An 18,654-nucleotide genomic window follows, 5' to 3' on the forward strand; every position below is an offset into this window, starting at 1 on the left:
TTTTCTCCCTTTAGGTGTGAGTCATGCCTTACATTGAAAAGATTGAGATGAAGGGTTTCAAATCATACGGCAACAGGAAAGTTGTCGTGCCACTCGCCAGGGGTTTTACCGCCATCATCGGTGCCAACGGTTCTGGTAAGAGCAACATCGGTGATGCTGTTCTCTTCGTCCTTGGAGGGCTCTCAGCGAAGGCCATGCGAGCCAGCAGGATAAGCGACCTTATCTTCGCGGGCTCAAAGAGCGAGCCTCCAGCAAAGTACGCCGAGGTTGCGATGTACTTCAACAACGAGGACAGGGGCTTTCCGATAGACGAGGATGAGGTAGTGATAAAGCGCAGGGTTTATCCCGACGGGAGGAGCACCTACTGGCTCAACGGGAAGAGGACGAGCAGAAGCGAGATAATCGACATCCTGAGCGCCGCGATGATTTCCCCGGACGGCTACAACATAGTTCTTCAGGGGGACATAACCAAGTTCATCAAGATGTCCCCAACGGAGAGGAGGCTCATCATAGACGAGATATCCGGTATAGCCGAGTACGACGCCAAGAAGGAGAAGGCGTTGAAGGAGCTCAAGCAGGCGGAGGAGAACCTCGCCAGGGTTGACCTCCTCATAAGGGAGGTAAAGGCCCAGCTGGACAAGCTCGAAAGGGAGCGCAACGATGCCTTGAGGTACCTCGACCTGAAGGAGCGCGTGGAGAAGGCCAGGGTTACCCTCCTCCTCGGGGAGATAAAGAGGCTGGAGCGCTTTATTGAGGAGGGAAAAGCGAGGAGCGAGGGGCTTGAGGCCGAAATCGGTGCCCTTGAGGCGAAGCTGAGGGAGATAGCAAGGGCAATCGTTGAGAGGGAGAAGAGGCTTGCCGAGGTCGAGAGGGAGCTTGAGGAGAAGAGCGAGGATGGAATCCTTGAGGTCACGAGGAAGATAAGCGAGGTCAAGTCCAAGATAGAGCTCGCGAGAAGGAACATCGAGAACGCCGAGAGGGAGATAAAGGATAGCCAGAAGAGGCTCTCGAAGGCCAAGGAGGAACTGAAGAAGGTTTCGGATGAAATCGAGAAGAGCAGGAGCGCCATAAAGCGCTGGAGCAAGAGGCGCGAGAAGCTCCTGGCGGAGATAAAGACCCTCGAAGCTAGCAGGAACGAGCTCGTCATCAAGCTGGGTGAAATCGACAGGAAGTACTCCATAGCAAGGGAAGAGTTCGACAGGGTCGTTGAAGAGCTTGAGAATGCAAAGAAGGAGCTCTACATGAAGGAAGGGGAAATCGCGAAATACGGCGAGGAAATCGAGAGGGCGAAGGCCAGAATAGTGCAGGCCAACCTCAGGAGGAACTCTCTGAAGGCAGGCATAGAGGAGACGAAGAGGGGACTTGAAGCCAAAAGGTCCGAACTCTCCGAGGTGGAGGCTAAAATATCGAAGGCCGAGGCGAGGCTCAGGAAGGCCGAGAAGGAGCTTGAGGAGAAAGTTAGAAGGCTCAAGAAGATAGAGCCAGAGCTCGCTAAGGCCAAGGAGGAGCTGATAAAGGCCGAGGCCCAGAAGGAGGTAAGGGGCAACAGGGCCGTCGAGTTCCTCAAGAGGGAAAACATCCCCGGTCTCTACGGGACTCTGGGGGAGCTCATAAGGGTATCTGACGAAAAATACGCCCTCGCCGTCGAGGTGGCCCTTGGGGGCAACTACGACAACGTTGTTGTCGAGGACGACCGCGTTGCGGAGAGGGCCATAAAACTCCTCAAGGAGAAGAAGCTCGGCAGGCTTACATTCCTCCCCCTCAACAAGATAAAGCCGAGGTCAATGAAGGTGAAGCCCTCCCTCGGCGTTCCGGCCCTTGATGTTGTGAGCTACGACCCCCGCTTTAAGAACGCCGTTGCCTACGCCCTCGGGGACACGCTGATAGTGAACGACATGGATGAAGCGAGGAGCGTCGGGATAGGAAAGGTCAGGATGGTGACCCTTGGCGGTGAGCTCCTTGAGAGGAGCGGTGCGATAACAGGGGGTCATTACAGGCCACGCGGGAGACTCGGCCTCAACGTCGAGGAGATAAAGAAGCGCGTCGAAAACCTGGAGAGAGGGAAAGAGGCCGTTGAGGCCGAGGTAAACTCCCTCAGGGCAGAGCTCAAGGGTATTGAGAACACCCTCTTCGAGCTGAGGATGAAGAAGAGCGAGCTCAATAAGGACGTTCAGGTTCTCCAGAAGGAGCTTGATAGGCTACTTGCCGAGGACAGAGCCCTGGCAGAGGAAATCGAGGAGAAGGAAGAACTAATAGCTAAACTCCAGGAGATGACCGAGAAGGCCAGGGGAGAGATGGCGAAGCTGAAGGGAAGGATTGAGAGGCTTGAAAGAAAGAGGGAGAAGCTCAGGAAGGCCCTCGACAACCCCGAGGCCAGGGAGCTGAACGAGAGGATAAGGGAAGTCGAGAGGGAGATATCCAAGCTCAAGGAAGAGCTCAGCAGGGTGGAGAGCAAGCTCGAAAGCCTTGAGAGCAGGATAAACGAGGAGCTCCTCCCGAGGAAGGCCGACCTTGAGGAAGAAATCGAGGGGCTCATCAACAGGATAAACGCCCTGAAGGCCAACATAGAGGAGAACGAGAGGGCCATCGAGGGCTTCAATGCCGAGCTTGAGGAGCTGAAGAAGGCCGAGGAGAGCGTTAAGGGTGAACTCAAGGAGCTCCGTGACGAGCGCGAGAGGCTGAGGAAGGAGATAGCCGGGCTAAGGAAGGAGAAGGATGAGCTCTCCAACAGGCTCAACGAGCTCAGAATCGAGGCCAACACACTGAGGATAAAGCTCGGACAGGCGGAAGCCACTCTGGCCGAGAAGAGGGCGGAGCTTAAGCACTTTGACGCCAAGCTGATAAGGTCAATTAAGGAGGTTCCCTTAGAGCTGGACGCGCTCAGGGAGCAGATTGAGCAGATGGAGGCCGAGATGCGCTCCCTTGAGCCCGTCAACATGAAGGCCATCGAAGATTTTGAGGTCGTCGAGAGGCGCTACCTTGAGCTCAAGAGCAAGCGCGAGCAGGTGGTTGCAGAGAAGGAGAGCATCGAGGAGTTCATAGAGGAGATAGAGGGCCAGAAGAAGCAGGTTTTCCTCCAGACGCTGAACGAGATAGCCAGGAACTTCTCACAGCTCTTCGCCAAGCTCTCGCCCGGTGGGGAGGCGAAGCTCGTCCTCGAAAACCCCGAGGATCCGTTCTCGGGTGGCCTTGAGATAGAGGCCAAGCCTGCAGGAAAGGACGTCAAGAGGATCGAAGCCATGAGCGGTGGTGAGAAGGCGATAATAGCGCTCGCCTTCGTCTTCGCGATACAGCGCTACAAGCCTGCCCCCTTCTACCTCCTCGACGAGATAGATGCCCACCTCGATGATGCAAACGTCAAGCGCGTCGCCGACCTGATCAGGGAGTCCGCCAGGGAGAGCCAGTTCATCATAATGACGCACCGCGACGTCATGATGGCCAACGCAGACAGGATAATCGGCGTCAGCATGAGGGACGGCGTCTCCAGAGTCGTATCGCTGAGCCTTGAGAAGGCGAGAAAGATACTCGAAGAGATAAGGAGGAAGGACGAGAAGGAGCACAGGGAGATGTTCGGGAGGTTGAGCGAGGGATGAGCAATGTTCGACAAAGAGGAGTTTGAGAGATGGCCATCACCGGCGGAGTACACGTTAAACATGGCGTATGGACACTCAATAAAGAAACTAAGCTGGCAAAAAGAGGTTCCAAAGATTTGAGAGAGGATGGGTTCGAGTCAAAGGGTGAGAACCATGGAATCCCGGCGAGAAGAGGAGATTACCCCCATTGACATCCTCCTCCAGCTGGTTCAGCTCGGGAAAGTTGATCCCTGGAACATAGACATAGTTGACCTAACCGAGAAGTACCTTGAAAGGCTGAGGGAGATGAAGGAGCTCGACCTCCGCGTTTCCGCGAGGGCCATCTTAGCGGCTTCAATACTCGTGAGGATGAAGAGCGAGGCCCTGCTTTACGCCGATACCGAGGAGGGAGAAGAGAAGAAGGAGGAGCGCATCCGCGTTGACGTTGAGCCACTCGCACCGCCCCTGAGAAGGGTCGAGCGATACTACACCTTCGACGACCTCGTGGAGGCCCTTATGGACGCCCTTGAGGAGGCTGAGAAGAGAAAGCCCCGGAAGAGGAAGAGGGAGGAGATAGACGAGGAGGTCTTTGTGGTCGATGACTTCCGCGTTGACATCGAGAAGCACGTCAACAAGCTCTACGAGATAGTGAGAAAGCTCTACGAGGAGACGGGGAAACCTATAAACTTCTGGGACCTTGTCTTTGACCCCACCCCAAAGTACGTTGCCAGAACCTTCCTCTACCTGCTATTCCTGGCGAACATGGGCAAGGTCGACCTCATTCAGGAGGAGCCCTTTGGGGAAATCCTGGTTGTTCCCCTCGAAGGCCAGCCGGCGTGAGGCTTACCCCCTCCGCTCGCGGAAAGCCGACCGTTCACTCCTCTTGGCTGGCCTCAGGGTTATTGCCAAGAGCGGGGCCCTCGTTCCGATGTAAAGGCTCTTCTTTTCCCGGTTGATGTAGAAGCAGTAATTTCCCTCTGGAATAAGTTCGAGGAACTTTTTGGGCGTCGTGAGTTTCACCATCCTTTCATCGAAAAAGACGCACTCGTAGGAGTCCCTTATCCCCTCGACTCTCTTGAGAATCTTCTCCCTCGAAAGCCTCTCACAGGGCAGTTCGGCGCAGACGAGGCTCTTTCTCCCATCGGTGAAGATAGCAACGCCTTCCCTGGGGGCAAGCCTCACGGAGCGGTCGATGAAGTCCCAGAGCTCCGAGTATATTCTCTCCAGTTTCCTCCTCTTGGCGAGCCTTTTGGCGAGCCTCTCCCTTGCGTGCCTCGTCAGGAGCATGTCCGGGGTTAGTCCGAGAGTTTATAAAGTTCGCCGGGAACCTATGCATATGTATTTCCGCAGGGATTTAATCGAACCCAGGGTTTATCAGGAGGTCATCTACGCGAAGTGTAAGGAGCGGAACTGCCTCGTCGTTCTTCCTACGGGTTTGGGGAAGACGCTCATAGCGATGCTCATAGCCGATTACAGGCTCTCAAAATACGGCGGGAAGGTTCTCATGCTCGCTCCTACCAAACCCCTAGCTCTTCAGCATGCGGAGAGCTTTAGAAAGCTCTTTAACCTCCCTCCTGAGAAGATAAACGTTCTGACCGGCGAGCTTTCTCCCGAGAAAAGGAGGAAAATCTGGGAGGAGAGCGTTGTAATAACGGCAACTCCCCAGACTGTTGAGAACGACGTCTTAACCGGCAGGATTTCCCTTGAGGACGTTGTCCTGCTCGTCTTTGATGAAGCACACAGAGCGGTGGGCAACTACTCCTACGTCTTTATAGCGAGGGAGTATCTGAAAAGGGCAAAGCACCCGCTCGTTCTGGGCTTAACCGCCTCACCGGGAAGCGACGAGGAGAAGATACGGGAGATAGTGAAGAACCTCGGGATAGAGCACATCGAGGTTAGAACCGAGAGCTCGCCCGATGTGAAGCCTTACGTCCAGAAAATAGCCTTTGAGTGGGTCAGGGTTGACCTCCCCGGAATCTACAAGGAAGTCCGCTTAATCCTCAGAGAGATGCTGAAGGAGAGCCTTAAACCTCTCGCGAATGCTGGCCTCGTCAGTTCCGCTTCACCGGACATACCCAAGAGAGAGGTTTTACAGGCGGGCTCAAAGATAAACCAGGCCGTCGCCAGGGGCGACTACTCGCTCGGTTCCCTTATGAAGCACCAGGCGAAGGCGATGAAGCTCCACCATGCTATAGAACTCCTAGAAACGCAGGGGTTAACCGCTTTGAGGGCCTATCTAAAAAAGCTCCGCGAGGACCGCTCCAAGTCGAGCAGGGAACTCATGGAAGATCCCCGCATGAGGAAGGTGATTTACCTCCTCGTTCAGGCGAAGGAACTCGGACTTGACCATCCGAAAATGGAGAGGCTGAAGGAGCTCATAAGGGGCCAGCTTGAGAAAAAGCCCGATTCAAAGATAATCGTTTTCACGAACTACCGCGACACCGGGAGGAAGATAGTCGAGGAACTTAATGGAATGGGGATCTCAGCGGAGCGCTTCATAGGCCAATCCAGCAGGGTCAACGACCGGGGGATGAGCCAGAGGGAACAAAAGGAGATACTCGACAGGTTCTCCAAGGGGAAATTCAAGGTTCTCGTGGCCACAAGCGTCGGCGAAGAGGGGCTCGACGTTCCCGAGGTTGACCTTGTGGTTTTCTACGAGCCCGTGCCTTCAGCGATAAGGAGCATCCAGAGGCGCGGTAGGACCGGAAGGCACAGGCCCGGAAAGGTTGTGATCCTGATGGCGAAGGGAACGCGCGATGAGGCCTACTACTGGAGCTCAAGGAGAAAGGAGAAGGGAATGTTCGAGGCTATAAGGAAAATCGCCAGAGAGCTTGAGAAGTCGAAGCCGAAAAGGGCTGAAATAATGGAAAAGCCTGTGGAGAGGACGGAGATGGGTAGGGGGAAAATAACTTCTTTGGACGCTTTTCTCAGGCCTAAAAAGAAGGAAGGCAAGACCCTTAAGCCTCAGGAAAAGTCTGAGAAAACCCGTGAAAAGCTGGAGGAACTTCCGATTAAGCCCATATTCGTCAGAAAGCCGAAGGGCATCGTCGTTTACGTTGACTCGCGCGAGCTAAGGAGCGGCGTTCCAAAGCTTTTGAGGGAACTCGGCGCGGAAATCGAGGTTAAAACGCTCGACGTTGCCGATTACGTAGTCAGCGAGGAGGTTGGAATAGAGAGAAAGAGCGCCAACGACTTCATACAGTCTATCATAGACGGTAGACTCTTCGACCAGGTTGAGAGGCTAAAGAAAGCCTACGAGAAGCCGGTGATAATCATCGAGGGCGAGCTCTACGGCATAAGGAATGTCCACCCGAACGCGATAAGGGGGGCCATAACGGCCGTAACGCTGGACTGGGGCGTTCCAATCCTGTTTTCCTCCGGGAAAGAAGAGACCGCCCAATTCATCTACCTGATGGCGAAGCGCGAGCAGGAGGAGAGGAAGAAGGAGGTTCGCTTAAGGAGCGAGAAGAAGGCACTAACTTTAGCGGAGAGGCAACGTTTGATAGTCGAAGGCCTGCCCAACGTCTCGGCAACTCTGGCGAAAAGACTCCTAAAGCACTTCGGCAACGTGGAGAGGGTCTTCACCGCCACCGAGGAGGAGCTCAAGGAGGTTGAGGGAATAGGCGAGAAAAAGGCGAGGGAGATAAGGAAGGTGATTACTGCCCCATACGTCGAGGAGGACAAAGCTTAAGGGGGGTAGAGATGGGATAGAGAACGCCCCCGGGAAACCGCGGCGGGTGAGCGGACGGCGAGCAGTGATCCCGCTTCGCTCCCTGGGGGTACACTCACCTCCTCAGGATTGAACTGACGCCTGCGGAGGCCAGTATGAGAAGCTCTATCATGCGGTAGGCCTCTTCAACGTTTTTCGCTCTGAAGACAACGCTCCTTCCGTCGATTCTCTCAACTAGGGGACATAGCTCCGCGGAATCTGCGAAGGCACTGCTGAGGAACCGGAGTTTGACCTCAACGGGCGTCTTTGTCCTCAGGGGTTTTATCAGGCCTTCTTTCCACTTCCCGACGGCCTCTGCAACCCCTTTTCTCAGGAGGGTCTCGACGGTCTCCATGGCTGGACTGACCGATGAGTAGCGGGAGAAGCTATCCTTCAGGACAACCCCAACGGTTCCGGATAACTCGCTCAAGTCGTCCTCTATGAGCCTCCTGTCTCCGGCGACCATTATAACCGGTATCCCCCATTCGCCGAGGAGGTACGCGTTGAGGAGGGCCTCACTTACAGCTTTCCCGTTCACCTCTATGCTTGCCACGCTCGAACTGCTGTAAGTGTGGTCGAAGGTCGCCTTTCCCGTGCCAGCTTTGGCGTGATAGCCGAGGAAAACCGCGATGTCTGCACCCTTTGCTCCCGCCACCATGCTCAGGGGCCTTGGAAAGCCCCTGACGAGCCTTGCATAGCCCGGCATTTCATCGGGCAACACGTTCACCATTGGCCCGTGGCTGTCGGCTATTACGACTTCCTCAAAGCCCTCTTTGTGAAGGGCTTCTGCAACGGCCTTGGCGACCCTTGTGGCTATCTTTCTCGCCTCCCCGTAGAGGGCACCTTTTGGGAGAAGGTGCTCAACGCTCACAACGTGGGGCAGGCCCTCAAGGTCTATGGAAACGAACGCCTTCACGGGAATCACCAGATGAACGTCGAAACGCTAAGGTAAAAGTCTTTTCATAACCCCCGGTAATATCGGGCTCGGAGGGCAATAATTCCCGCTTATGAAAAAGGTTTTATAGGACTTCTTTCAAAGAATAAAACGGTGATAGGTATGAAAATTGTTGAACTTGACATTAGAGTCCCCTATGAGAGTAGGGGGCGAATTCTGAGGCATATCCTTTCCAGGTTAAGGGGCAGGATAAGGGACATACACTTCTTCCCGCCCGACAGCAGGGGTATTAGTGAGGTCAGGATGGAGGTAATAGAAGAGAACCCGAGCCCTCTCCTCGCTGAGCTTAAGAAGCTCCTCAAGGGCGGTGGCATCGCGTTCAGGGTCTTCACAGAGGCCTGACGCTCTTTATCCCTCTGTTCAGCTCTTCCAGCTTTTCCCTGGCTTTCTGGAGGGAACCGGCCTTCTCTATTGCCGTCCCTGTAACCACTATATCGGCACCGGCTTTAACGGCCTTTCTCGCCTGCTCCTCGGTCCTTATTCCCCCTCCGACTATGAGGGGAACGTCTATGACCTTTTTCACGAGCGCTATCATCTCGGGCGGAACCGGCTTGCTTGCCCCGCTTCCAGCTTCGAGGTAAACGAGCCTCATGCCGAGGTACTGGCCGGCCAGTGCGTAGGCAGCTGCAATCTTCGGCTTGTGCCTCGGGATTGGCTTTGCATCGCCGACCCATCCGACCGTTTCCCCCGGCTCGACTATGAGATAAGCCATGGGGATTGGCTCTATGCCGTAGCGCTTAACCTGGAAGGCACCGAGTGCCTGGGCCCCGGTGATGAAGAAGGGGTTCCTTGAGTTGAGGAGGCTCATGAAGAATATCGCGTCGGCATACTTGCTTATCCCTCCGTGTGAGCCCGGGAAGAGTATTATGGGCAGTGATGAGGACTCCTTGATGGCCTTAACGACGCTATCCAGGACTTCCCCCTCCGCCCCGGTCGAACCGCCGACCATTATCGCATCGACGCCGATTTCCTCACCCATCTCCGCTATCCTTCCGGCAGTTTCGGGCTCGACATCGTCAGGATCGAGGAGAACGAAGTGGAGCTTCTCCCTTTTGAGCTTATCGTGGATGTAGCGTTCAACCTTGCCGATTTCGAGCATGGGTTTACCCCCCCATGAAAGCATTTATCTCACTCTCACCAATCGATTCGTCTATTAGGAGGCATTCAACGTTTACTCTACGGGCATGAGTGCAGAGTGCCCTGTCGCGGGTTACTAAACGGTACTCCCGGCTTTTTGAAAGTGCCAGAAAATAGGTGTCGAATCCTGAAGGAGAAGTATCCGATGCAATGTCTTTGGCAACCTTATAGAACATTTCTTCTGGAACGACTTCAAAGGAGTTCTCAATGGCATTTCCAAGCCTTATTGCAAGTTCCCTATCGCCACTTATCCTTTTCACAACGCTGATAGACTCCACGACTGCAACCCGGGGTACAGCTACATTCTTCCCGCGAACCAACTTAAGGACAAGCCTGCATTTCGAGAGAATGCTCTTTGACCCTCTAAGCTGAGGGTAATCCGAGCCATAGAAGAACGCTCCCACAATGACATTAGTGTCAATAACGAACCCTCTTTCTTCCCCTGACATCTTCGAACACATCCCCTATGTTAACCTTGACTTCTATGCCCTCAATTTCGTTCATCATATCCCATATGGTCTCCCCTATGAGGACTTTCACCTTGGTACCCTTTGGAAGTTTGACCTTTCTGAGGGGCCTGAAGGATTCCCCGTCATAAATTGCCTCGATCACGGTTCCCATTCTCTCACCTTGGGTTTTCTATATCCTCCACACTTTTAACCCTTTTCCACTCCAGGCCGAGTCTCCTAAGGATTTCAACCAAAATCCAGTCCGGTTCCTTCTCAAAGCGATAGAGGTTTGTGCTGGCCTTGATATCGCTGGCTCCGAAGCCCTCAACCGGCTCTCCAAAGCGGGAAACTTCAAGTGAAAGCTTCTCCTCAAGCCTCTCCCCGCTCGGAATCAGGTAGGCCCTCAAAAGCTCCGCCTCCTTCAGGAGGTAGTCTATGTGCCAGTGGAGCTTTTTCTCCTTCGAGAAGTGCCTTCTAACTCTCTTTTCAAGGGAGTTCATGGCGGAGCCGACGTAGACGTAGTAGCCGGCCTTGAGCGGAAACTCCCTGGCCTTCGTCCTTATCGTCCGGCCATCTTTGAGACGTATGACGAGGAAGTAAGAGCCCTTCATGAACCTTCCTCCGGCTTACCATTTATAAACCCTTGACCCTACTATGCCCGGTGTGCCGGATGGTGGAGAAGAAGAAACGGCCCGTGGATGAGTTCGCTTGGCAGGAGTACGATAGGGAGGAGTTCGAGAAGACTTTCCCTGCCCTTTCAAGGGAGCTTGAGGAGGGAGGGCTACCAATAGAGGCCTACCGTGCCAGCGAGGAAGAGGGGGAAGCCGAGGCCGAGCCGATGGACTTCTCCGGCTATGAGCCGACCGTGATAGACTTCCTCAGGCGCTGTGAGACCGACGAGGAGGCCCTTGAGATAATCAACTGGATGGAGGAGAGGGGAGAGATAACCCACGAGATGGCAAAGGAGCTCAGGATTACGCTGGTTAAGAAGGGCGTTAGGGCCTTCGGGCCAAAGAAAGAGTGGGGCTGGTACGAGAGGCACGGGAGGCACTGAGTTGAGAACCTTCATAATAAAGGCCTCGAAAGCCCATACTTCGCCGGACTTCAGTTTGGACGACCTTCCCGGGACGAGCGGGAGGATAGACGTGCTCTGCAGGTTTTTGAACAGCGCATTCCTTCTCTCTCACGGGTTCAGAAGGGACGTGAGGGTTTGGTTGCTTCTCTACGGTCCCCCGAATCCGCCGAAGGCGATACGGTTTGAGGGGGGAAGACTTAGAGCCAGGCTCAACCCGGACGAGAGGAGCACGGCGAAACTGATAATGAGGGCCCTTGAAACCGCTAAGGCCCTCAGGAGGCCGAGTAAAGAGCTCGAAGTCCTCCCGGGGCTGTACGTCAGCAACATGACGTTCGAGGACGTCGTGAGAAGAACCGTGAAGGAGTCTGGACTCTTCTACCTCCACGAGAAGGGGAAGCCGATTGAAGAGGTGAGCTTCCCTCAGAACGTGGCCTTCGTCCTCGGCGACCACGAAGGGCTTCCTGAGGAGGACGAGAGGTTTCTTGAGGGGATAGCGGAAAAAATAAGCGTGGGAAGGAAGAGCTACCTTGCCTCGCACGTCGTTGCCTTCGTCAACATATTCCTGGACTCGCTCACTCCTCGGCCTTGAGCTTCAGTGAGGTGTGCTCCTGCTTGAGCTCCTCAATCCTCTCGATGAGCTCGTCGACCAGCTTCTTGATGTTGAGTGAGAGCTCCTCAATGGCCCTGACCTTTTCCTCAAGCTCCCTCTCCCTTTCCTCGACCTCCTCCATGGCCTTTGCGAGCCTCTCCTCTTCGGACTTCTTGTAGACCTCAACCTTTAGGGAGTCGTAGTCCCAGACTATCTGGCCGTCGGAGATATCAAAGTCAACGGTTATCCTGACGACGTCCTCCTTGGCAACGCCCATCTCCTGGAACTTCTCAAAGATTTTCTGGTTGAGCTCACCCGCGGCCCTGACAACTTCCTTCGGGTCGACCTTCCCCTTCGTCAGGGCAAACAAAACGCGCCTAACCTTGTAGGCGTAGCCACTTGCCCGGACGTAGCCGGTGCTCAGCCTCATGGCCACCACCAAAATTTTATTCGCAAAAGGTGCATAAATGCTTAATGGTGGTTGCTGGTGAACATACTTATATTCGGACCCCCAGGGAGCGGTAAGTCAACGCATTCCCGCAGGATAGTCGAGCGCTACGGCCTGACCTACATCTCCTCCGGCGATATAATCAGGGAGGAGATAAGGCGGGGGAGTGAACTTGGGAGGGAGATGGAGAGGTATCTGGCCAACGGACAGCTGATACCCGACACGATAGTGAACGCACTCGTCATATCGAGGCTCAGACGGCAGAGGGACAACTTTATCCTCGACGGTTACCCAAGAACTCCGGGACAGGTGATAGCCTTCGAGAACTACCTCTACGACCACGGCATAAAGCTCGACCTAGCACTTGAGATTTTCATAAGCGAGGAGGAGAGCGTCGAGAGGATAAGCGGGAGGCTCATATGCCCCAACTGCGGTGCAGTTTACCACGTCCGCTACAATCCCCCCAAGGTTCCGGGGATTTGTGATGTCTGTGGCTCAAGACTCGTAAGGCGTGAGGATGACATGCCCGAGGTCGCAAGGCGGAGGTACCGAACGTACATCAAGAACATGGGGCCGATTATAAAGTTCTACAGGTCAAGGGGAATATACGTGAGGGTTGATGGCGAGGGAAGTATTGAGGAGGTCTGGAAGAGAATACGTCCCCTCCTCGACTACATCAGCGGGAGGGGCCGTTTCTCAGGCGGTTCATCAGTTCCCTGACGTCTTCCCTCTGGGAGAGGTCATCCTCTTTTTCCTTCCCAACTATCTCCACCGCGACAGGGTATCTAACGCCGAGAAGGCTCCTGAGGTAAGCCTCAGCCCTCTCACTGAGCCTGTCTGAGAGGCTTATTCTCGTGGCCCTGTCGAGCTTCTGCTCCATGGTGATGGTAAGCCTGACGGCATCTCCCTCCATCTTCAGATCCAGAGCCCTCACACGGTAACCCCACTCCCTCAGCTTTATGCCAATTCCCTTCCCGACGCGAGCTAGGGCGGGCTTTACTTCCTGTGGACCGTTGACCGTCAGGGAGATGCTGCCCCTCCTGCCGCTTCCCTTCGGGACTTCCTTCACTTCCATGCCCGCTATATGGAAAGAAACACCGTAGAAACTCCCAAAGGAAGAGGTTGCCTCACCGCAGAGCTTTTCGAGAATCCCCTGGATTATCCCTTCTATGTCGTAGGCCTGAAAGCTCCCGTGGGAGGCCTCAACGTAGAAGAACAGGTTGAGTTCCCGCCCTTTCGGGACGACGCGAACCTTCATGTCCTCAACGACTGCCCCAAACGTGTCGAGGGCCCTCTGGAGCTTGTCGGCGAAAAGCTTGTCGATGATGGGATAGTAATCAGGGGGGTCAACTTCGAGCAACCCTTCCACTCCCTAGTATACTTTGGTGCAAATCTCTTTAAGGGTTTCCCTTGAAATTCAATCTATCCTCATATTTCTCCACCGCGGGTGAGAGACTTGAGCGCTCCGAGGCTCATAACTCGTGAGGAAGCCCTGAGGAGGGCCGAGAAAATAGCCCGGGAGTACCGGGCACTCTACGGTATTGAGTTCAAGCTTGAGAGGAAGTTCGTCCCCCTCGGTTCCCTCGTCCCAACTCAGGCCCAGCTCAACGAGGCCAAGCTCCTCGTGGTTCTCCAGGAGATAAAGCACGGCTACGACGCTCCCATAACAGTCATCCCCTACGGGGGAAGGTACTACATCATAGACGGCCACCACAGGGCCTTTGCCCTCTGGAAGCTCGGCTTTAAGGAAGTCGAGGCAGTCATACTGAGGCCAAAGAAGCCTTTTGTTCCGGGGGTAGTTAAAACTGCCGAGAAGAGCGGGCTTAAAAGCTTGGCGGACGTAAAAATAGTCAGGGATTAGGAGGGCTCAGCCCTCCCAGATTACGTAGGCCTTTTCCGTCAGGAACACAGGCTCGACCCTCTTGCTCACTATCACTACCTTGTCCTTGCCGTACTTCTTGTAGAGCTTCTCTATGTACTTGTCGAAGAAGTCCGCCGGGAGGGTGGCCTTCCCTTCAACCACGTTGTCGCCCTTCTTAACCGAGAGCGTTTTCACGGGGACGTAGCCGACGATTTCCATGTGCGGTTCGAGGTAGAAGCTCTTCTTGTAGATGTCCGTGCCGTTTGGTGCAACGTAGTAGTAGAGCACCCCCCTAAGGGCGAACTGGACGTTCTCGTAGGCCCTGTCAAAGGCCTCGGTCAGCTTTATCGTTCCGCTCTCCCCGGGCTTCAGAACCTCGTTGGGCCTCACCATCTTTCCGTTCACATAGACCGGGCCGTTGGTGACCCCGACCGGGCCCTGCTGGATGAGGACGAGGCGGTACTTGGTGGCGTTGGGGACGTTGAGCTTAAAGGTCACCGGCGTCTCGTTGAGGTGGTTCAGGTTGAGGTTTTCGACAACGACCTTTCTCTCGACCAGCTTGGTGCCGTTGTAGGCCTCGAAGACAAGCTTTCCGTCCTTTACGTCCCTGCCGAACGCTGAAATCCAGAGGCGGAACTCGTGCTCTCCAACGGGCAGTTTCCCGCCGGAGAGGGTGCTGTATATCGAGACCCACGTCTTATTCTCCAGCACGTCTATCCGGTAAACTCCGAAGGGCCTGAACTCGTAAACCCTGACGCTCGGCACTTTGGCCCCGTAGTTTCTCTCAAGGTAGCCGTTGTAGGCTGTATAAACCAGCTTGAAGTTGGCGAAGAGCTTCTGGGCATCCCACTGGTTGAGCGAGAAGGGGAGGGCCAGTGCGAGCCTGACGTAGTCGCTGAAGGCGATTTTGTTGTAGGCCAGTATGCCACCGTAGGGGGTTATGTAGAGGACGTAGGGGATGACCCCGCGCTTTCCGTGGTATATCTTGCCCTTTGTCAGGTCTATGGTCAGGTATGGCTCGTAGACGGCGTTTCCAAACTTGACCAGAACGGTGTCGTTCTTAACCGCCATCTGGTCGCTCTGGACGTAGCCGAACATGGCGTTGCTCCTGTACTCGCCGTAGTTTATCGCACCGCCGAGGTAGGCTATGGCCCCGAACTTCCCGAAGTCGCTCTGCCTGTCGAAGGGGTCGAGGAAGGTGATTACATATCTGTCTTCCCACGCCTCAAGGTCAACTTCCGCCTTCTCGTTGGTTCCGGAGAAGAAGCGGGCTATTATGTACCTCCTGTCGTAGGCGTGGCCACCGTCGCTTACCGCCCTTCTGTGGCTCAGCAAACTGGACTCCTCCCAGTAGCCGTAGTCCCACCAGCTCATCACGGTATCGTAGGGCCCGCTGTGGTTCGCTATCCAGAAGAGTGCGTCCGTCCAGCTCTCGGGGACGCTACCGGGCATCTTGGGGTTTATGAAGCGGTAGTAGGCCATTGAGTTTTTCTGCTGCGTCATCGCGTAGCTTGCCCCGACGTAGGGCATTGGGATGAAGAGGAGTATGAGGAAGATTGCATAGAGGGCCTTTGTTCCGGCGCTCTCCTTCATGCCCTCGACGAGGACGAAGGCCTCTCCGATGAGTATTCCGGCCAGTATCGCCACAGGTCCCGAGGCCTGGAAGGAGAAACGGATGGCGTTGAGGAGCAGGTAAACGGTCGCGAGGTAGTAGACGATTATGAAGGTCTCCTTGTACCAGTCGTAGGCACCGCTCTTGAGCTTCTTCGTCACCTTGAGAAGAACGAGGAAGAAACCGGCAAGGGCCATGAAGAAGACAAGCCCGTCGCTGGCCTTGACGCTGAAGTAAGGCGCAATCTGACTCCACTTGGTTTTTGCAAGCTCAGCGACCGTCTGGTAGAGTGGAGTGGACTGGGTTGCCTGACCGAGGAACCTGAAGAGGTCCCTGCCGAAGTAGCCGTAGAACGCCAGAAAGCCGATGACGAGGACAGCGGTTACGGCTCCGAGCCTGTGGAGCTTGTCCGAGTAGTTCAGGCCGAGCTTCCTGCCGTAGAGCATTATTGCAACGAGGACAAGGAGCGCCAGATAAGCTTCAAAGGCGAAGACGAGGAATTTTCCGATTCCCACGAACCCGGTTCTGCTCACGGCCAGTCCTAGGAGTATCGAAACTCCTAGAATGGAGAGATACTCCTTCGTGAACCTCTCAAGCTGGCCTATCCTGCCCGCTATGAAGACTCCTATCGCGTAGAGGCCTCCAAGGGTTAGGAGCACCATGACGCCGAGCTGGCTACCGTTCCAGACGCCCATGTAGATTGGACTGAGGAGGAGGAACAGTATAGCACCGGCTATCTTCTTCCAGTTCCACCTCTTCTCGTCGAGGTAAACGAGGAGGAAGAACACCGCGAAGAGGAAGAACATCATGAAGGGCCCTTCACCACGGTTGTTCCCCGAGTAGGTCTTCGTTATGTTGGAGGTCGAGAACATTATCATTGCCGCCCCCCAGAAGCCGGCCCAGTTGGAGTGGAGCTTCCAGCCTATCAGATAGACTGCTATGACTATCATCGCACCGACGAAGGGAGGCCAGAGCTTGAAGGCCCCTAGGACATCGGTGCCGAAGAGCGCGTGGGTGACTTTGTAGAAGAGGGCCTGCATAGTGTAAAGACCAAGGTAGCCCTCGGCCTTTATGCCACTCGGAGGGTAGGCGTAGGCGTAATACTTCGGAACCCACTGGCTTATCGCCTGCCTGTACATCTCGAAGTGGAAGAAAGTATCCGGATCGAGGAACGTCCTGTAGGCGGAGGTTACGTTCCTTATTTTGAAGCCTATGTAGGCGAATATGAGTGCCACAAGGGGCAGGCCGTAGTCGCGGGCGTAGACGTAGGCCTTCGAAAGGCCCGGCCCCTTCTTTTTCTTCCTTTTCTTCTTGACATCCGTTTTCATGGGCACCACCTCATTCAACGGTAACGGACTTGGCAAGGTTTCTCGGCTTGTCGGGGTCGTTGCCCCTCAAAACCGCGAGATGATATGCGAGGAGCTGGAGGGGAACTATGTACGGGATTGGACTCAGCAGCTCGTCCAGCTTCGGCATCTCGATGAAGACATCGGAGACCTTCCTGAGCTTCTCAGAGTCGCCGAGGGAAACCACGAAGGCCCCCCTAGCCCTCGCCTCCTCGATGTTGCTCATGGTCTTGTCGAGGGTCTTCCCGCTCGGGGCTATCGCGACGACGGGGACGTTCTCCTCGATGAGTGCAAGAGGCCCGTGCTTCAGCTCACCCGCGCTGAGGCCCTCGGCGTGGATGTAGCTTATCTCCTTGAGCTTCAGAGCCCCCTCAAGGGCCGTTGGAAGGCCTATGCTCCTCCCTATGTAGAAGAAGTCCCTTCTGTCCTTCAGGTTCTCGGCGAGCTCCCTGAGGGAATCGCTGAGGCCCAGTACCTCCTCAACTCTATCGGGTACCCCCCTGAGCTCACTTTCAAGTTTCTTGAGGTAATCCTCGTCAGCCGTCCCGAGGATGCGGGCGAGTTCTATGGCGAGCATCGTCAGAACGGCCAGCTGGGTCGTGTAGGTTTTGGTAGCTGCCACTCCAATTTCAGGCCCGGCGTGGGTGTAGAGGGTCAGGTCAGCTATCCTCGTGGCCATACTGCCAACCACGTTGACTATTGCCAGAACCTTCGCCCCCTTTCTCTTCGCGAGCTTCATCGCCGCGAGCGTATCCGCGGTTTCACCGCTCTGGGTTATCGCTATGAGGAGAGTTCTTTCGTCAACGAGCTCCTCGAACTCGTAGCGGAACTCGCTGGCCTCCTCCACGACGGGAACCTTCTTGGCGAGGCGCTGGAAGAGGTACTTCCCGGCCAGAGCCGCGTGGTAGGAAGTCCCCATGGCAACGAAGTAGACCTTGTCGTAGTTCGCTATCTCTCTGGCAACAAGCTTTACGGCCTCGACGTTCCCGTGTATGGCATCCCTCAGTGCCCTCGGTTGCTCGAATATCTCTTTGAGCATGAAGTGCGGGAAGCCAGCTTTCTCGGCCATCTCAAGGGTCCAGCTTATCTCCCTGACTTCTTTTTTCACAGGTTCTCCGGTGATGAGATTCTTAACGATCCAAGAATCCTTTGTGACGACCGCGTACTCCATATCGTCGAGGAAAACGACCCTGTTGGTGTATTCGAGGAATGCCGGAACGTCGCTCGCGGCGAACATCTCCCCGTTACCTATGCCGAGGACTAGAGGACTCTCGTTCCTCACGAAGTAAAGCCTGTCGGGTTCTTCAGTGTATATTATCCCGAGCGCGAAGGAGCCCTTCAGCTTTAAAAGCGCCTTCCGCAGGGCTTTCTCAAAGCTTTCCCCGGATTTCAGTTCCTCCTCTATGAGGTGGGCTATCACCTCGGTATCGGTGTCGCTCTCGAAGGAGTGTCCCTTCTTTATCAGTTCCTCCTTGAGCTCGGAGAAGTTCTCGATGATGCCGTTGTGAACGAGGGCCAGCTTTCCGGTGCAGTCCCTCTGGGGGTGGGCGTTTATATCGTTCGGAACACCGTGGGTGGCCCAGCGGGTGTGGCCGACGCCGCGCTTTCCGGGCATCCTGTGAAGCGCAAGCCTCTCAACGACCTCGTCTATCTTTCCGGCTCCCTTGAGTATGTGGAGGATGCCGTTTTCCTCCGTTACAATTCCAACCGAGTCATATCCTCTGTACTCAAGCCTCTTCAGGCCCTTAATTATAACTTCCGCCGCGGGCCTGTCACCTATGTAACCGATGATACCGCACATGCCACTCACCTTCCTTACTCTTTTCCCGGATAAACGCACGGAGTTAAAAGCTTTCCTGAGGGGCAAAGTCTTTATACGCTTCGTTCCATCATGAGTGGGT

General features: G+C 55.0%; 18 protein-coding genes. 8 read left to right on the top strand and 10 right to left on the bottom strand.

Annotated elements, in window-relative coordinates:
* The first annotated feature begins 23 nt into the window (after nt 1–23).
* Together smc and MVC73_RS06765 are read left to right on the top strand one after the other, a co-directional pair.
* Nucleotides 24–3,593, top strand: a complete 3,570-nt coding sequence (smc, locus tag MVC73_RS06760) for a chromosome segregation protein SMC (RefSeq protein ID WP_297508713.1) — start codon at nt 24–26, stop codon at nt 3,591–3,593.
* Nucleotides 3,594–3,746: 153 nt separating this feature from the next.
* Nucleotides 3,747–4,412, top strand: coding sequence for a ScpA family protein (locus MVC73_RS06765; protein WP_297508716.1), 666 nt, complete (start codon nt 3,747–3,749; stop codon nt 4,410–4,412).
* A 3-nt stretch (nt 4,413–4,415) separates the two neighbouring features.
* On the opposite strand, the gene MVC73_RS06770 is transcribed toward MVC73_RS06765, so the two are convergent.
* Nucleotides 4,416–4,859: a hypothetical protein gene (locus tag MVC73_RS06770; protein WP_297508719.1), complete on the bottom strand. Its 444-nt coding sequence runs from the start codon at nt 4,857–4,859 to the stop codon at nt 4,416–4,418.
* Nucleotides 4,860–4,908: 49 nt separating this feature from the next.
* Between MVC73_RS06770 and MVC73_RS06775 the strand changes: the two genes are divergently transcribed.
* Nucleotides 4,909–7,263, top strand: coding sequence for a DEAD/DEAH box helicase (locus MVC73_RS06775; RefSeq protein ID WP_297508722.1), 2,355 nt, complete (start codon nt 4,909–4,911; stop codon nt 7,261–7,263).
* Nucleotides 7,264–7,357: 94 nt separating this feature from the next.
* Here MVC73_RS06775 and MVC73_RS06780 read toward each other — a convergent pair whose 3' ends face one another.
* Nucleotides 7,358–8,197 (bottom strand): M55 family metallopeptidase, encoded by an 840-nt coding sequence (locus tag MVC73_RS06780; protein ID WP_297508859.1) that lies wholly within the window; start codon nt 8,195–8,197, stop codon nt 7,358–7,360.
* Between the two features lie 141 nt (nt 8,198–8,338).
* Between MVC73_RS06780 and MVC73_RS06785 the strand changes: the two genes are divergently transcribed.
* Nucleotides 8,339–8,578 carry a hypothetical protein gene (locus MVC73_RS06785; protein WP_297508861.1) on the top strand — a complete coding sequence of 80 codons (240 nt, stop codon included), beginning with the start codon at nt 8,339–8,341 and terminating at the stop codon, nt 8,576–8,578.
* On the opposite strand, the gene MVC73_RS06790 is transcribed toward MVC73_RS06785, so the two are convergent.
* The 4 genes from MVC73_RS06790 to MVC73_RS06805 are packed head-to-tail and all read right to left on the bottom strand — an operon-like array spanning nt 8,565 to nt 10,433.
* Entirely contained in the window at nt 8,565–9,335 is a 771-nt protein-coding gene (locus tag MVC73_RS06790; RefSeq protein ID WP_297508725.1) for a geranylgeranylglyceryl/heptaprenylglyceryl phosphate synthase, read from the bottom strand. The two genes, MVC73_RS06785 and MVC73_RS06790, sit on opposite strands and share 14 nt — an antisense overlap.
* 4 nt (nt 9,336–9,339) lie before the next feature.
* Nucleotides 9,340–9,822, bottom strand: coding sequence for a type II toxin-antitoxin system VapC family toxin (locus tag MVC73_RS06795; RefSeq protein ID WP_297508728.1), 483 nt, complete (start codon nt 9,820–9,822; stop codon nt 9,340–9,342).
* Nucleotides 9,791–9,994: an antitoxin family protein gene (locus MVC73_RS06800; RefSeq protein ID WP_297508731.1), complete on the bottom strand. Its 204-nt coding sequence runs from the start codon at nt 9,992–9,994 to the stop codon at nt 9,791–9,793. The genes MVC73_RS06795 and MVC73_RS06800 overlap by 32 nt, the downstream gene beginning before the upstream one ends.
* A gap of 4 nt (nt 9,995–9,998) precedes the next feature.
* On the bottom strand, nt 9,999–10,433 hold the full coding sequence (locus MVC73_RS06805; protein ID WP_297508734.1) for a DUF123 domain-containing protein: 435 nt from the start codon (nt 10,431–10,433) through the stop codon (nt 9,999–10,001).
* Between the two features lie 59 nt (nt 10,434–10,492).
* Here MVC73_RS06805 and MVC73_RS06810 point away from each other — a divergent pair, with 59 nt between their 5' ends.
* Nucleotides 10,493–10,876, top strand: coding sequence for a DUF2095 family protein (locus MVC73_RS06810; RefSeq protein WP_297508737.1), 384 nt, complete (start codon nt 10,493–10,495; stop codon nt 10,874–10,876).
* 1 nt (nt 10,877) lies between these two features.
* On the top strand, nt 10,878–11,486 hold the full coding sequence (gene trmY, locus MVC73_RS06815; RefSeq protein WP_297508740.1) for a tRNA (pseudouridine(54)-N(1))-methyltransferase TrmY: 609 nt from the start codon (nt 10,878–10,880) through the stop codon (nt 11,484–11,486).
* Here trmY and MVC73_RS06820 read toward each other — a convergent pair.
* Nucleotides 11,470–11,916 carry a single- stranded DNA-binding family protein gene (locus MVC73_RS06820; protein ID WP_297508863.1) on the bottom strand — a complete coding sequence of 149 codons (447 nt, stop codon included), beginning with the start codon at nt 11,914–11,916 and terminating at the stop codon, nt 11,470–11,472. The genes trmY and MVC73_RS06820 overlap by 17 nt on opposite strands.
* 57 nt (nt 11,917–11,973) lie before the next feature.
* On the opposite strand from MVC73_RS06820, the gene MVC73_RS06825 reads away from it, so the two are divergent.
* A complete protein-coding gene (locus MVC73_RS06825; RefSeq protein ID WP_297508742.1) occupies nt 11,974–12,654 on the top strand; it encodes an adenylate kinase in 681 nt (226 codons plus the stop codon).
* Here the strand turns inward: MVC73_RS06825 and MVC73_RS06830 are convergent.
* On the bottom strand, nt 12,611–13,303 hold the full coding sequence (locus MVC73_RS06830) for a hypothetical protein (RefSeq protein ID WP_297508745.1): 693 nt from the start codon (nt 13,301–13,303) through the stop codon (nt 12,611–12,613). The two genes, MVC73_RS06825 and MVC73_RS06830, sit on opposite strands and share 44 nt — an antisense overlap.
* Nucleotides 13,304–13,381: 78 nt before the next feature.
* Between MVC73_RS06830 and MVC73_RS06835 the strand changes: the two genes are divergently transcribed.
* Nucleotides 13,382–13,795, top strand: coding sequence for a ParB/RepB/Spo0J family partition protein (locus tag MVC73_RS06835; RefSeq protein ID WP_297508748.1), 414 nt, complete (start codon nt 13,382–13,384; stop codon nt 13,793–13,795).
* Nucleotides 13,796–13,801: 6 nt separating this feature from the next.
* Here the strand turns inward: MVC73_RS06835 and MVC73_RS06840 are convergent, their stop codons facing one another.
* On the bottom strand, nt 13,802–16,735 hold the full coding sequence (locus tag MVC73_RS06840) for an STT3 domain-containing protein (protein ID WP_297508866.1): 2,934 nt from the start codon (nt 16,733–16,735) through the stop codon (nt 13,802–13,804).
* 10 nt (nt 16,736–16,745) lie between these two features.
* Nucleotides 16,746–18,554 carry a glutamine--fructose-6-phosphate transaminase (isomerizing) gene (gene glmS / locus MVC73_RS06845; RefSeq protein ID WP_297508751.1) on the bottom strand — a complete coding sequence of 603 codons (1,809 nt, stop codon included), beginning with the start codon at nt 18,552–18,554 and terminating at the stop codon, nt 16,746–16,748.
* Between the last annotated feature and the right edge of the window lie 100 nt (nt 18,555–18,654).

Origin of the sequence: Thermococcus sp. (genome assembly GCF_027052235.1) — an archaeon.
Lineage (GTDB): Archaea > Methanobacteriota_B > Thermococci > Thermococcales > Thermococcaceae > Thermococcus.

Coding starts and splice junctions, on each gene's coding strand:
- smc (WP_297508713.1), top strand. CDS start 24: ATGCCTTACATTGAAAAGATTGAGATGAAGGGTTTCAAATCATACGGC.
- MVC73_RS06765 (WP_297508716.1), top strand. CDS start 3,747: ATGGAATCCCGGCGAGAAGAGGAGATTACCCCCATTGACATCCTCCTC.
- MVC73_RS06770 (WP_297508719.1), bottom strand. CDS start 4,859: ATGCTCCTGACGAGGCACGCAAGGGAGAGGCTCGCCAAAAGGCTCGCC.
- MVC73_RS06775 (WP_297508722.1), top strand. CDS start 4,909: ATGTATTTCCGCAGGGATTTAATCGAACCCAGGGTTTATCAGGAGGTC.
- MVC73_RS06785 (WP_297508861.1), top strand. CDS start 8,339: ATGAAAATTGTTGAACTTGACATTAGAGTCCCCTATGAGAGTAGGGGG.
- MVC73_RS06790 (WP_297508725.1), bottom strand. CDS start 9,335: ATGCTCGAAATCGGCAAGGTTGAACGCTACATCCACGATAAGCTCAAA.
- MVC73_RS06795 (WP_297508728.1), bottom strand. CDS start 9,822: ATGTCAGGGGAAGAAAGAGGGTTCGTTATTGACACTAATGTCATTGTG.
- MVC73_RS06800 (WP_297508731.1), bottom strand. CDS start 9,994: ATGGGAACCGTGATCGAGGCAATTTATGACGGGGAATCCTTCAGGCCC.
- MVC73_RS06805 (WP_297508734.1), bottom strand. CDS start 10,433: ATGAAGGGCTCTTACTTCCTCGTCATACGTCTCAAAGATGGCCGGACG.
- MVC73_RS06810 (WP_297508737.1), top strand. CDS start 10,493: ATGGTGGAGAAGAAGAAACGGCCCGTGGATGAGTTCGCTTGGCAGGAG.
- MVC73_RS06820 (WP_297508863.1), bottom strand. CDS start 11,916: ATGAGGCTGAGCACCGGCTACGTCCGGGCAAGTGGCTACGCCTACAAG.
- MVC73_RS06840 (WP_297508866.1), bottom strand. CDS start 16,735: ATGAAAACGGATGTCAAGAAGAAAAGGAAGAAAAAGAAGGGGCCGGGC.
- glmS (WP_297508751.1), bottom strand. CDS start 18,554: ATGTGCGGTATCATCGGTTACATAGGTGACAGGCCCGCGGCGGAAGTT.